Genomic DNA, 13651 nt, shown 5'->3' with positions numbered 1-13651 from the left:
AAGGGAATCTCTTAGTAATCATCATTAAGTAATCATTTCTAAGGATGTCTCTAAGGGTCATCTCAGAGGGCATCGCTAAGGAATCCAATTGTGGGTCCGCGACTCTGGATGTGGTCTCCCACAGCGCCCTGGCGCGGCCCGGATGGCCCTCCCTAAGCGGGAATGTCTCGTCAATGAGTCAGTCTCATACGAGAGAACCATCAGGCGTAGCTACCCCCTCCAGGCAGAAACTGGCAGCCATAATGTGGTCCCATGACTTCACGCGGGCAGCACTCTCCCGCACTGGATTTTCCCCGGTCAAAAGGGGCCAGTGTCAGCCGGTAAAGTCCGACGAACGGTCAGTTAGGGATTCAGTGGATGAGGGGCTCAGAAGAGGTCAAAAAGGGCCTTTGTGTCCCAAAAGTGTCCCTTTTGCTCTCTTTGCTGAGAAGGCGATTATAGGTGAAAAGGTATCATTCGTGCAAGTGATAGGCGAAAAAAATCCCCGAACCCTTGAGCCGTGTGGCTTTCAGGAATTCGGGGAGATTTTTTCTAATTCGTGGTGCGGACGAAGAGACTCGAACTCTTACAGCTTGCGCCGCTGGAACCTAAATCCAGTGTGTCTACCAATTTCACCACGTCCGCATGAAACGCTTAAAACAAAGGCGCCTGATCATTCAATCCTGGCGCCTCTGCCGAATATGGGGTGGACGATGGGAATCGAACCCACGACAACCGGAATCACAATCCGGCGCTCTACCAACTGAGCTACGCCCACCATATTGCGCTACTGCTTACTTGCCCAGGCCTAATGGCGCACCCGGCAGGACTCGAACCTGCGACCATCCGCTTAGAAGGCGGATGCTCTATCCAGCTGAGCTACGGGCGCTTAAGCTTTCAGTCAAACTTAACAAGCCAACAAACCGCTTATTCTGTCCGACTTTGCCAACCCGTGCCAGGCAGTGCCCGACAAGTGCGGCGAATCTTATAGCCGACCCTCAAAGTCGTCAACATGTTTCTGAAAAAAATTTAAATTATTGAAGGGGTTAGGGGATTTGCCCGACCACCCGCCTTTGCCCTTGCGCCGCGTCGTGCGAGAATGCGCGCTTCTTCATGTTTCCTTCTCGATGGTTAATCACGCGTCTATGACTGCACACCTTATCGATGGCAAGGCGATCGCCGCCAACCTGCGCAAGCAGATCGCGCAACGTGTCGCGGAGCGCCGCCAGCAGGGCCTTCGCACGCCAGGCCTGGCAGTGATCCTGGTCGGTACCGACCCGGCCTCCCAAGTCTATGTCTCGCACAAGCGCAAGGACTGCGAAGAAGTCGGCTTCATCTCGCAGGCCTTCGACCTGCCCAGCGAGACCACCCAGCAGGCCCTGACCGAGCTGATCGACCGCCTCAACGACGACCCGGCCGTCGACGGCATCCTGCTGCAGTTGCCACTGCCCGCGCACCTGGACGCCTCGCTGCTGCTCGAACGCATCCGCCCGGACAAAGACGTCGACGGTTTCCACCCGTACAACATCGGCCGCCTGGCGCAACGCATCCCGCTGCTGCGCCCGTGCACCCCGAAGGGCATCATCACCCTGCTGGAAAGCACCGGCCAGGACCTGTACGGCATGAACGCGGTCATCGTCGGCGCGTCCAACATCGTTGGCCGCCCAATGGCCATGGAGCTGCTGCTGGCCGGCTGCACCGTCACCGTCTGCCACCGCTTCACCAAGGACCTGGCCGGCCACGTCGGCCGTGCCGACCTGCTGGTGGTCGCCGCCGGCAAGCCGGGGCTGGTCAAGGGTGAGTGGGTCAAGGAAGGCGCGATCGTCATCGACGTCGGTATCAACCGCCAGGAAGACGGCAAGCTGGTCGGCGACGTGGTCTACGAGACCGCCCTGCCCCGCGCCGGCTGGATCACCCCGGTACCGGGTGGCGTCGGCCCGATGACCCGTGCCTGCCTGCTGGAAAACACGCTGTATGCCGCTGAAGAGCTGCACAAGTAAGTTGGCGTGAAGCGAAAACGGCACCTCTGGCAGGTGCCGTTTTTTTTTGCCTGGAGGTTTTGTAATCGCTGCACTGGCCTCTTCGCGGGTAAACCCGCTCCCACAGGTTCATCGCTACATTCAGCTTGGTGCGATGCCTGTGGGAGCGGCGGTTCGCCGCTGCGATTTACCCGCGAAGAAGCCCACAGGGTCGTCAGCCGATCACTTGCGCGCCGCCTCCCACGACTTGAGCAGTTCGTTGTAGCTGACCGTTTCGCCCTTGGGCTTCTCGTTGGCCAGCTTGGGCTTCGGCGCCCCGGGCTGGTCGAACCAGTACTGGGCATCCTTCTCGGGGTTGAGCTTCGGCGCACAGGTGGCCTGCGCGTTGGAGCGCTGCAGCCGCTCCATCATGCGGTCCTGATCCCGCGCCAGGCCGTCCAGCGCCTCCTGCGGGGTCTTCTCGCCACTGGCCACCTCGGCGATATGGCTCCACCACAGCTGCGCCAGGCGCGGATAGTCCGGCACGTTGGTACCGGTGGGCGTCCACTGCACCCGCGCTGGGCTTCTATAGAACTCCACCAGCCCACCCAGCTTGGGCGCCAGGTCGGTCATGGCCTGGGAGTTGATGTCCGACTCGCGGATCGGCGTCAGGCCGACCACGGTCTTCTTCAGCGACACGGTCTTGGAGGTGACGAACTGGGCATACAGCCAGGCCGCCAACCGCTGCTTCTCGGGGGTGGATTTGAAGAAGGTCCAGGAGCCGGTGTCCTGGTAGCCGAGCTTCATCCCCTCCTCCCAGTACGGTCCCTTGGGCGACGGCGCCATGCGCCACTTCGGCGTGCCGTCGGCGTTGACCACCGGCAGCCCGGGCTTGGTCATGTCGGCGGTAAAGGCGGTGTACCAGAAGATCTGCTGGGCGATGTTGCCCTGGGCCGGCACCGGGCCCGCCTCGGAGAAGGTCATGCCCTGGGCCTCCTTGGGCGCGTAGGCACGCATCCAGTCCACGTACTTCTGCGTGGCGAATACCGCCGCCGGGCCATTGGTGTCGCCGCCGCGGGTGACGCTGGAGCCCACCGGATGACAGTCCTCCACACGAATGCCCCATTCGTCCACCGGCAGCCCGTTGGGCAGGCCCTTGTCGCCACCGCCGGCCATGGAGAACCAGGCATCGGTGAAGCGCCAGCCCAGCGACGGATCCTTCTTGCCATAGTCCATGTGGCCATAGACCCGCTTGCCGTCGATCTCCTTGACGTCCTCGCTGAAGAACTTGGCGATGTCCTCGTAGGCCGACCAGTTCACCGGCACACCCAGCTCGTAGCCGTACTTCTCCTTGAACTTGGCTTTCAGGTCCGGGCGCTCGAACCAGTCGGCGCGGAACCAGTAGAGGTTGGCGAACTGCTGGTCAGGCAGTTGATAGATCTTGCCGTCCGGCGCGGTGGTGAAGGAAATGCCAATGAAGTCCTTCAGGTCCAGCGTTGGCGAGGTGTAGTTCTTGCCCTCGTTGGCCATCAGGTCGGTGATGGATTCCACCTTGCCATAGCGAAAGTGCGTACCGATCAAGTCGGAATCGTTGACCCAGCCGTCATAGATGTTCTTGTCCGACTGCATCTGCGTCTGCAGCTTTTCCACCACATCGCCTTCCTGCAGCAGGTCGTGGGTCAGCTGGATACCGGTGATTTCGGTAAAGGCCTTGGCCAGCACCTTGGACTCATACTCGTGGGTGGTGATGGTTTCCGACACCACGTTGATTTTCATCCCACGGAACGGCTCGGCGGCCTTGATGAACCACTTGAGTTCTTCCAGCTGCTGCTCCGGGGTCAGGGTCGAGGGCTTGAACTCGCTGCCGATCCATTTTTTGGCCGCGTCTTCGTACTGATCGGCCCAGGCCGTGCCATGCAGGCCAACCAGCACCAGCAGTGCGGCCAGGGTCAAATGTCGCCGTTTGTTATGGTTATCGAACATTGTGATCTCCAGATTGCAGAAGGATCCATCGCCCCAGGCTCAACCCCAGCGCAACACCACCACCAGCCACGCCAGCGACAGCAGCGAGGCCACCCACAACGGCCAGTCGCTCACCCCCACCACCAGCAGATGCAGGTAGGCGCTGGCCAACAAGCCGATGAACAGCCGGTCGCCACGGGTCGTGGCAATCGGCAGAAAACCGCGGCGCTCCAAACACGGGCGGCGCAGCTCGAACAGGGTCATGCCCATCAACAACACACCGATCGCCGAGAAGAACAGCGCGGTCGGCAAGGTCCAGGCCATCCACTCCATCAGCCGCCCTCCTCACACCCGGCCCAGGGCGAAGCCCTTGGCCACATGGTTGCGCACGAACCAGATCACCAGCATGCCCGGCAGGATGGTCAGCACCCCGGCGGCAGCCAGCACACCCCAGTCGATACCCGAGGCCGACACCGTGCGGGTCATCACCGCCGCGATCGGCTTGGCGTTCACCGAGGTCAGGGTGCGTGCCAGCAGCAACTCGACCCACGAGAACATGAAGCAGAAGAACGCCGTCACACCGATCCCCGAACCGATTAGCGGGATGAAGATCTTCACGAAGAACCGCGGGAAGCTGTACCCGTCGATGTAGGCGGTTTCATCGATCTCTTTCGGCACCCCGCTCATGAAGCCCTCCAGGATCCACACCGCCAGTGGCACGTTGAACAGGCAGTGGGCCAGGGCCACGGCGATGTGCGTATCGAACAGCCCGATGGACGAATACAGCTGGAAAAACGGCAGCAAAAACACCGCCGGCGGCGCCATGCGGTTGGTCAGCAGCCAGAAGAACAGGTGCCGATCACCCAGGAAGCGGTAGCGCGAAAAGGCATAGGCCGCCGGCAAGGCCACCGTCAGCGAGATGACCGTGTTCAGGCACACGTAGTACAGCGAGTTGATATAGCCGCTGTACCAGCTGGCATCGGTGAAGATCACCCGATAGTTGTCGAGGGTGAATGCCTGCGGCCACAGCGTCAGCCCGCCGAGTATCTCGCTGTTGCTCTTGAACGACATGTTCAGCAGCCAGTAGATCGGTACCAGCAGGAAGAAGAAGTACAACAGCAGGGCCACCGTTTTGCGCTTGCTCATGGCCTATTCCTTGTCGGCGTGGGTCATGGCTGTGTAGAACAGCCACGACACCAGCAGGATGATCAGGAAGTACACCAGCGAGAACGCCGCCGCCGGGCCCAGGTCGAACTGCCCCACTGCCATCCGCGTGAGCGTTTGACTGAGGAAGGTGGTGGCGTTGCCCGGCCCGCCGCCAGTGAGCACGAACGGCTCGGTGTAGATCATGAAGCTGTCCATGAAACGCAGCATCACCGCGATCAGCAGCACGTTCTTGAGCTTCGGCAACTGGATATGGCGGAACACCGCCCAGGCCGATGCGCGGTCGATGCGCGCAGCCTGGTAGTACACGTCGGGGATGGCGCGCAAACCGGAATAGCACAGCAGCGCCACCAACGAAGTCCAGTGCCACACGTCCATCACCAGCACGGTGACCCAGGCATCGAACGGGTCGCCGGCATAGTTGTAGTTGACCCCAAGCCTGGCCAGCGTCGCCCCGAGCAGCCCGATGTCGGCACGGCCGAAGATCTGCCAGATGGTGCCCACCACGTTCCACGGGATCAGCAACGGGATGGCCATGACGATCAGGCACACCGAGGCCATGCGCCCACGGGTCGGCATGGTCAGGGCGATGGCGATGCCCAGCGGGATCTCGATGGCCAGCACGCAGCCGGAATAGATGAACTGGCGCAGCAGCGCATCATGCAGCGCCGGGTCGCGAAGCACCTGGCGGTACCAGTCGGCGCCGACGAAGTAGCGGTTGGAGGCATCGAAGATGTCCTGCACCGAGTAGTTGACCACCGTCATCATCGGGATCACGGCGCTGAACGCCACCAGCAGGAACACCGGCAGCACCAGCCACCAGGCCTTGTTGTTCGGCACCTTGTTCATGCCTCGGCCTCCACCAGCAGATCGTCCAGGTAGAGCATCAGCCACTGCGGCGGCAGGCTGACCCACGCCCGGCCCTGGGGCACCACCCGGTCCTCGCCTAGGCGCGCCTTGAGGGTGACTCCCGCCAGCACCAGCGTAAGGATGCGGTAGGTGCCCAGGTCCTCCACGTCCACCACGCGCGTCTCGAAAGCGCTATCGAAGGGGTGCTCCCAGACCTGCACGAACTCCGGGCGAATGCCCACCTGCAAACGCCCGCCTGCGCAAGTTGCCAGGCGCTCACGCACCCCCTCGGGCAACACCAGGTGAATATCGCCAAAGCTCACGCCGTCGGCCTCGGCGCGCACATCAATCAGGTTCATCCCGGGGCTACCGATGAAGTAACCCACGAAGGTATGCCGGGGCCGCTCGAACAGTTCGCGCGGGGTGCCGAACTGGACGATGCGCCCGGCGTGCATCACCGCGATCTTGTCGGCGAAGGTCGAGGCCTCCAGCTGATCGTGGGTAACGTAGATCATGGTGATGTTGAACTGCTCGTGGATCTGCTTGAGCTTGCGCCGCAGTTTCCATTTCAGGTGCGGGTCGATCACCGTCAACGGCTCGTCGAACAGAATCGCCGACACGTCGTCGCGCACCAGCCCACGGCCCATGGAGACCTTCTGCTTTTCGTCGGCACTGAGGTTACGCGCACGCTTGCGCAGCACCGCGGACAGCTCCAGCACTTCGGCGATTTCCTCGACCCGCGCACGTACCCGCACTTCGTCCAGGCCTTGATTGCGCAAGGGGAAGGCCAGGTTGTCGAACACACTCATGGTGTCGTACACCACCGGGAACTGGAACACCTGGGCGATGTTGCGCTGCTGCGGGGTCAGGGCGTTGACCGGCTTGCCGTCGAACAACACCTCGCCATGGGAAGGCGTGAGCAGCCCGGAGATGATGTTGAGCAAGGTCGACTTGCCGCAGCCGGACGGCCCGAGCAAGGCATAGGCGCCGCCCTGCGCCCACACGTGCTCCAGCTCATGCAGGGCATAGTCGTCGGCGCTGGCAGGCGAATGGCTGTAACTGTGGGCCAGCTGGTGCAGACGGATCTCGGCCATCAGGCGCTCCTCGCGTCACGCAGGCGTGGCGCCTGCACCAGGGCGTCGGCGCTGTCGAAGATGAACAGCTTGTGGGTGGGGATGAACACGCGGATCGGTGTGTCCACCTGGTACTCGTGCACCCCCGGCAGGTGCAGGGTCATGCGCCAGTGCTCGTTGCGCACATGCAGGAAGGTTTCCGAACCGCTGATCTCGGCCAGCTCCACCAGCACCGCCAGCTCCAGATCGTCGTCGCGGGATGGCACCAGGGTCAGGTGACCGGGGCGGATGCCGAAACGGTAGTCACCGTCTGCCAGCGCTCGCAGGTCGGCGTTGCGGGCAAAGTGCACGGCACCGGCCAGGCTCACCTCATTGCCGACGATACGCCCGGGCACCAGGTTGATCGGCGGCTCGCAGAACAGTTCGGCAGCCAGCACGCTGGCGGGTCGTTGATACACCTCGGTGGTGCGGCCGCTCTGGATCACCCGACCCTCGTGCAGCAGCGTGGTGGTGCCGCCCAGTGCCAGCGCCTCATTGGGTTCGGTGGTGGCATACACGGCGATGCACTTGCGCTCGGCGAACAGGCTGCGCAACTCCTGGCGCAAACCCTCGCGCAGCTTGTAATCAAGGTTGACCAAGGGTTCGTCGAACAGGATCAGCGAGGCATCCTTGACCAACGCCCGGGCCATGGCGGTGCGCTGCTGCTGGCCACCGGACAGCTCCAGTGGCAGGCGCCCCAGGTACGGAGCGATCCGCAGCATCTCGGCCGTTTCCCGCACACGCCGCTGTATGTCCGGTTCGGCCATGCGCGCCTGGCGCAACGGTGAGGCGATGTTCTCGAACACCGTGAGCGTGGGGTAGTTGATGAATTGCTGATAGACCATCGACACATTGCGCAGCCGTACCGGACGCCCGGTGACATCCTCGCCATCCATCAGCACACGACCGCTGTCCGGGCGGTCAAGGCCGGCCATCAGGCGCATCAGGCTGGTCTTGCCGGCCAGGGTGCGGCCCAGCAGCACGTTGAACGAGCCGGGCTCGAACCGCAGGCTGGCGTCGTCGATCCACAGCTGGTTGTCGACACTGCGGCGTACCTGCTCCAGCACCAGGGACATGGCGTGGCCTTCTTGTGATGGTTGTCCAACCACCCCAGCCAGTTCCGTGCCAGCCCGGCATAACCGCTCTATGTCGGCACCTCGCACCCTGGCACGGCACGCGGCCTGTGCAGATGTGAACAGTTTCGCTGAACAACTGAACACCCTCGGGTTTGACAATGAACAGCGCTGAACGACACTCAATCGCGGTCGCCAATAAAAACAACACGCCACAGGACAGGCCCATGGCCCACTCCGTTTCGACCCACGCACAACTGATCCAGGCCTCCTGGGCGCGCTGCCGCGAGCATGGCCTGCAGCCCCAGCACGCGCCCGATTTCGACTGCCTGACCGGTGCCGAACTCGATGCCCTGCTCGAACGCAACCAGGTCCTCCTACGCCTCACCCATGACGACGTGCTGCCGCACTATGCGCACCTGCTGGGCAACGCCAGCCACCTAGTGATGCTCGGCGACGCCAGCGGCTGCCTGCTCGGTGCCTGGGGCACCCGGCGCTTCGTCGACCCACGCCAACAGCACGCCTTCAGCCCCGGCGCACGCTGGCGCGAGCAAAGCGTCGGCACCAACGCGCTGGGCACGGCATTGGTGTGCGGTGAGGCGATCCATGTCGGCCAGGACGAGCACTACCTGCGCCAGAACCGCTACATGGCCAGCGCCGCCGCACCCTTGTTCGACGCCGAACGGCGGCTGGTCGGCGTACTCGACGTGGCCAGCGACGGCTACCTGCCCGCCGCCCAGACCCTGGGCCTGGTGCGCATGCTCAGCCAGAGCCTGGAGAACCGGCTGATCCTCGCCGGCCCCGGCGAGCAGCATTGGCAACTGCTGTTCAACACCGGCGCCGACAACCTCGACAGCCCCTGGGCCGGCCTGCTGCTGTTCGACGAGCGCGGCGAAGTGCGTGCGGCCAACCACCGCGCAGGCAGCCTGCTGGGTAGCGACCCGCGCCACACCAACCTGGCGCAGCTGTTCCAGGTGCCGTTGCGGCAGATCCTCGAACACCCCGAAGGGCGCCCCTTCGCCCTGCTCGCCCATGGCCGCCAACGCCTGCATTGCCAGTGGCAGGGGCCCCGCCGGCCACCCACGCGCCGTGTGCCCAGCGCCACGGATGCGCGTGTGAGCAAGGCGCTGGCCCAGGCCGGCCTGCTGCTGGAGAAGGACATCCCGCTGCTGGTCCAGGGCGAGACCGGGGTGGGCAAGGAGGTGTTCGTCAACGCCCTGCACCAGGCCAGCAGCCGGGCGCGCCAGCCGCTGATCGCGGTCAACTGCGCGGCGATCCCGGCCGAGCTGGTGGAGTCGGAGCTGTTTGGCTACGAGAAAGGCGCCTTCACCGGCGCCCACCACAAAGGCAACCCCGGGTTGATCCGCAAGGCCGACGGCGGCGTGCTGTTCCTCGACGAAATCGGCGACATGCCGCTGGCCACCCAGGCCCGCCTGTTGCGTGTGCTGCAGGCCCGCAGCATCCAGCCGCTGGGCAGCGGCGAGCCGGTGGCGCTGGACGTACGCGTGGTGTCGGCAAGCAACCGCGACCTTGCCGCCGAAGTGCGCGCCGGGCGTTTTCGCCAGGACCTTTATTACCGCATCGCCGGATTGACGCTGCGGCTGCCGGCGCTGCGCGAACGCAGTGATCGCCGCGCACTGATCGAAGAGGTGCATGGCCGCTACCGCGAGCCCGGCCAGCCCGAGCGCCTGGCGGAGGATGTGCTGGTGTTGCTGGAGCGTCATCCCTGGCCGGGCAATCTGCGTGAGCTGGTCAGCGTGATGCAGGTGGCGCTGGCGTTGGCTGGCGATCAGCCGGTCGGGGTGGAGCATCTGCCGGAAAACTTTCTCGCCGAGGCAGAGGAAAACGTCGAACTTGAACATGCCCCGAACGACCTGAACGAACTGCTGCGCCGCGCCAATGGCAATCTCTCTTCCGTGGCCCGCGCACTGGGGGTCAGCCGCACAACCCTCTACAAGCGGCTACGCGCCCGTGGGCTGGCAGAGCCCAATGAATGACGCAAGCATCCTATAGACCTGCACATTCAGTGTAGGAGCGGCCTTGTGCCGCGAAAGGGCAGCGCAGCTGCCCCGACACTACTTGCCACTTTGCTGAAATCCTGGGGCTGCTGTGCAGCCCTTTCGCGGCACAAGGCCGCTCCGGCAGAACAGCAGTGCCAGGCAGTGGCTCCCACCCTGCCTGCGAAGCCGTCGCGACAGAGCCATCGAAGCAGATTCCGCTGCCAAACCCGCCATTTCAGCTGAACCCGCCGCCCACCCCACGCGCTTCAGCCGGGATTTCGCCCTGATCCGCCCGACAATGGTCACACAGCCCACCCGTGGATGCGTGCCCAATGCAAACAACAAATACCGTCCTCATGATTCGCCCGGCGCGGTTCGCCTTCAACCCGGACACCGCCGTCAACAACCGCTTCCAGCAGGCCCCGCTGGACCCTGAAACCGCCAGCGCCAAGGCCCTGGAAGAGTTCGACGGCTACGTCGCCAGCCTGCGCCAGCACGGCGTCGAGGTGCTGGTGGTGCAGGACACCCCCGAGCCGCACACCCCCGATTCGATCTTCCCCAACAACTGGTGGAGCAGCCACGCCGACGGCAGCCTGGTGCTCTACCCGATGGAAGGCCAGAACCGCCGCCTGGAGCGCGGCAAGGGTGTGCTCTCGGCACTGCACGACAGATTCGCCATCAAGCAGACCATCGATCTGAGCCCGCTGGAACAGCAGAATCTGTTCCTCGAAGGCACCGGCAGCATGGTGTTGGATCGCGAACACCGCATCAGCTACGCCTGCCACTCCGGCCGCACCCACGAACACGCCCTGCGCCAGTTCGCCGAGCAACTCGACTACCGCCTGTGCCTGTTCCATGCCGTCGACCGCCAGCACGCGCCGATCTACCACAGCAACGTGATGATGAACGTCGGCCGCCAGCTTGCCGTGGTGTGCCTCGACGCCCTGCCCCACGCCGGCGAACGCCAGGCCCTGGAGCATTCGCTGCGTGACACCGGCAAGCAAGTGCTGGCGCTGAACCACGACCAGCTGGAGAACTTCGCCGGCAACATGCTCGAAGTGCACGACCGTGACGGTCGCTCGCTGCTGGTGATGTCGCGCAGCGCCTGGCGCTCGCTGGACGCCGGCCAGCGCCGCCAGGTCGAGCGCCACAGCCACCCGCTGGTGGTGAACATCGACCACATCGAACGCATCGGCGGCGGCAGCGCGCGTTGCATGCTCGCCGAAGTCCACCTGCCCTCGCGCCACTGACCTCAAAGGAGATTCACCATGACCCGCTACCTCGACGTGCAAGACCTCGCCCGCCTGGTCAACCGCAAGGGCCTGCCCACCTGCCTGGAAGAAATGGCCGAGTACATCCGCCAGGACTACCTGCGCTGGCACGCCTTCGAAAAATGCCCGCGCCTGGCCAACCACTCGCCGGACGGGGTGATCGAGCTGATGCCGGTGTCCGACGCCAGCCTGTACGCCTTCAAGTACGTCAACGGCCACCCCAAGAACACCCACAACGGCCTGCTCACGGTGATGGCCTTCGGCGCCCTGGGCGATGTCGATACCGGCGCGCCGGTGCTGCTCAGCGAGATGACCCTGACCACCGCGATCCGCACCGCCGCCACCTCGGCCCTGGCCGCCCGCTACCTGGCGCGCAAGGACAGCAAGCGCATGGCGCTGATCGGCAACGGCTCGCAAAGCGAGTTCCAGGCGATTGCCTTCCACACCCTGCTGGGCATCGACGAAATCCGCCTGTTCGACATCGACCGCGCCGCCTCGGAAAAGCTCGCCGCCAACCTGGCCGGCTACCCACGGCTGAAACTGACCATCGCCAGCAGCGTGGCCGACGCGGTGCTTGGCTGCGACATCGTCACCACGGTCACCGCCGACAAGGCCTACGCCACCATCCTCACCCCCGAGATGATCGAGCCGGGCATGCACCTGAACGCCGTGGGCGGCGACTGCCCGGGCAAGACCGAGCTGCACCGCGAGATCGTCGAGCGGGCCCGGGTGATCGTCGAGTACGAGCCACAGAGCCGTATCGAAGGCGAGATCCAGCAGATGCCGGCCGGCTCGCCGACCACCGAGTTCTGGCAGGTGGTCGAAGGGATTGCGGCCGGGCGCGAGAGCGCCGAGCAAGTGACGCTGTTCGACTCGGTCGGCTTTGCCATCGAGGACTACTCGGCGCTGCGCTATGTGCTGGATGTGGCCAAGGCGCTGGACATTGGCCATGACATCAACCTGGTGCCGGAGCTGGCCAATCCGAAGGACCTGTTTGCCCTGCTGCAGCCGGCGGCGGTTGCACGCAATGCCAGTGCTGCCTGAGGGATCCTGGGGGCGCGTTGCGCCCCTATCGCGACTCCTACAGAAAAGCGCGATCCCCTGTAGGAGCGGCCTTGTGCCGCGATAGGCCGCGCAGCGGCCCCACTGACAGAAACCGCTGTCGCACTTCCATAAATCCTTGTCGCAACAGCCGATTCGGCTGCAACAAGCGACTCAACAGCCGAATCCGGCCCCCTGCGCGCAGGCAAACGACACAAAAAACCGCTCTACCTCGCGCATTCTGACCGCGACCAACGAGTCACCCACAAGAACAGTTACACAGCTACCCGCTTGCACTGCCCTACTTCCAATAACAACACCCAGGGACCTACACCTATGCTCACCCTACGAAAACGCCTCGGCGTGCTGCTGTTCTCGTTGTGCGCCACCACCGTTGCCCAGGCCAAGGAGTGGACCGAGATCCGCTTCGGTGTCTACCCCGAATACCCCCCCTTCGAATCCGTCGCCGCCGATGGCAGCCTGCAAGGCTTCGACATCGAGCTGGGCAATGCCATCTGCGAGAAGCTGCAGGTCAAGTGCAGCTGGGTGCACAACGAGTTCGACGGCATGATCCCGGCGCTGCGGGCGCGCAAGTTCGACGCCATCATGTCGTCGATGGCAGTCACCCCGGCACGCCAGAAGCAGATCGACTTCACCAACCGCCTGTTCCTCAGCCCCACCTCGGTGATCGTGCGCAAGTCCGCAGGCTTCGGCGATACCGTCGAATCGCTCAAGGGCAAGCAGGTCGGCGTGCTGCAAGGCTCGCTGCAGGAAGCCTACGCCCGCGCCGTACTGGCGCCGCTGGGCGCGCAGGTCAAGGCCTACCAGGCCCAGGACCAGAACTACGCCGACCTGATGAACGGCCGCCTCGACGCCACCGTCACCGACAAGCTCGAAGCCCAGCTCAACTTCCTCTCCAAGCCCGAAGGCGCCGACTTCAAGAGCGGCCCGGCAATCAAGGACCCGACCTTGCCGCTGGACATCGCCATGGGCCTGCGCAAGACCGACCCGGAGCTCAAGGCCCTGCTCGATAAAGGCATCGCCATGATCCACGCCGATGGCACCTACGCCGCGATCCAGAAGAAGTACGTCGGCGAGCTGGACATCTACAACGAGTGAGCCCCCACCGGCCTCTTCGCGGGTAAACCCGCTCCCACAGGACCCTGAGCTGCCTCACAGCCAGCAGTAGCTGGTGGCTCTCAGAGGCCCAGGCAGCCTCACCGCCTGTGGGAGCGGGTTCAC

The 13651-nt window shown here is 64.0% G+C and carries 11 protein-coding genes and 3 tRNA genes; 5 read left to right on the top strand and 9 right to left on the bottom strand.

Annotated elements, in window-relative coordinates:
- Positions 1-539 precede the first annotated feature (539 nt).
- The 3 genes from L6D77_RS00390 to L6D77_RS00380 form a co-directional block, all read right to left on the bottom strand.
- A tRNA-Leu gene (locus tag L6D77_RS00390) sits at positions 540-624 on the bottom strand.
- 57 nt (positions 625-681) lie between these two features.
- A tRNA-His gene (locus tag L6D77_RS00385) sits at positions 682-757 on the bottom strand.
- 34 nt (positions 758-791) lie between these two features.
- Positions 792-868, bottom strand: a tRNA-Arg gene (locus L6D77_RS00380).
- Positions 869-1124: 256 nt separating this feature from the next.
- On the opposite strand from L6D77_RS00380, the gene folD reads away from it, so the two are divergent.
- Complete coding sequence (gene folD / locus L6D77_RS00375) at positions 1125-1979, top strand: bifunctional methylenetetrahydrofolate dehydrogenase/methenyltetrahydrofolate cyclohydrolase FolD (protein WP_110994358.1); 855 nt, start codon at positions 1125-1127, stop codon at positions 1977-1979.
- A gap of 201 nt (positions 1980-2180) precedes the next feature.
- On the opposite strand, the gene L6D77_RS00370 is transcribed toward folD, so the two are convergent.
- Genes L6D77_RS00370 through L6D77_RS00345 form a run of 6 tightly spaced genes read right to left on the bottom strand, consistent with a single transcriptional unit; the run spans position 2181 to position 8100 of the window.
- Complete coding sequence (locus tag L6D77_RS00370; protein WP_232879934.1) at positions 2181-3920, bottom strand: ABC transporter substrate-binding protein; 1740 nt, start codon at positions 3918-3920, stop codon at positions 2181-2183.
- 39 nt (positions 3921-3959) lie between these two features.
- Positions 3960-4232: a DUF2160 domain-containing protein gene (locus tag L6D77_RS00365; RefSeq protein ID WP_232879935.1), complete on the bottom strand. Its 273-nt coding sequence runs from the start codon at positions 4230-4232 to the stop codon at positions 3960-3962.
- Positions 4233-4244: 12 nt separating this feature from the next.
- On the bottom strand, positions 4245-5045 hold the full coding sequence (locus tag L6D77_RS00360) for a carbohydrate ABC transporter permease (protein ID WP_232879936.1): 801 nt from the start codon (positions 5043-5045) through the stop codon (positions 4245-4247).
- A gap of 3 nt (positions 5046-5048) precedes the next feature.
- Positions 5049-5912: a carbohydrate ABC transporter permease gene (locus L6D77_RS00355; protein WP_232879937.1), complete on the bottom strand. Its 864-nt coding sequence runs from the start codon at positions 5910-5912 to the stop codon at positions 5049-5051.
- Positions 5909-7006 (bottom strand): ABC transporter ATP-binding protein, encoded by a 1098-nt coding sequence (locus tag L6D77_RS00350; RefSeq protein ID WP_232879938.1) that lies wholly within the window; start codon positions 7004-7006, stop codon positions 5909-5911. The genes L6D77_RS00355 and L6D77_RS00350 overlap by 4 nt, the downstream gene beginning before the upstream one ends.
- On the bottom strand, positions 7006-8100 hold the full coding sequence (locus tag L6D77_RS00345; protein WP_232879939.1) for an ABC transporter ATP-binding protein: 1095 nt from the start codon (positions 8098-8100) through the stop codon (positions 7006-7008). The genes L6D77_RS00350 and L6D77_RS00345 overlap by 1 nt, the downstream gene beginning before the upstream one ends.
- A 224-nt stretch (positions 8101-8324) precedes the next feature.
- On the opposite strand from L6D77_RS00345, the gene L6D77_RS00340 reads away from it, so the two are divergent.
- From L6D77_RS00340 to L6D77_RS00325, 4 genes are all read left to right on the top strand, one after another.
- Complete coding sequence (locus L6D77_RS00340; protein ID WP_232879940.1) at positions 8325-10094, top strand: sigma-54-dependent Fis family transcriptional regulator; 1770 nt, start codon at positions 8325-8327, stop codon at positions 10092-10094.
- Positions 10095-10429: 335 nt separating this feature from the next.
- A complete protein-coding gene (ctlX, locus tag L6D77_RS00335; protein ID WP_232879941.1) occupies positions 10430-11347 on the top strand; it encodes a citrulline utilization hydrolase CtlX in 918 nt (305 codons plus the stop codon).
- An 18-nt stretch (positions 11348-11365) separates the two neighbouring features.
- Positions 11366-12412, top strand: a complete 1047-nt coding sequence (locus L6D77_RS00330; protein ID WP_232879942.1) for an ornithine cyclodeaminase — start codon at positions 11366-11368, stop codon at positions 12410-12412.
- 333 nt (positions 12413-12745) lie between these two features.
- Positions 12746-13528 (top strand): ABC transporter substrate-binding protein, encoded by a 783-nt coding sequence (locus tag L6D77_RS00325; protein ID WP_232879943.1) that lies wholly within the window; start codon positions 12746-12748, stop codon positions 13526-13528.
- Positions 13529-13651: the final 123 nt, after the last annotated feature.

The organism is Pseudomonas parasichuanensis (assembly GCF_021601385.1).
In the GTDB taxonomy this organism is placed as follows: domain Bacteria; phylum Pseudomonadota; class Gammaproteobacteria; order Pseudomonadales; family Pseudomonadaceae; genus Aquipseudomonas; species Aquipseudomonas parasichuanensis.
This window is presented reverse-complemented; position numbering and strand designations above follow the sequence as displayed.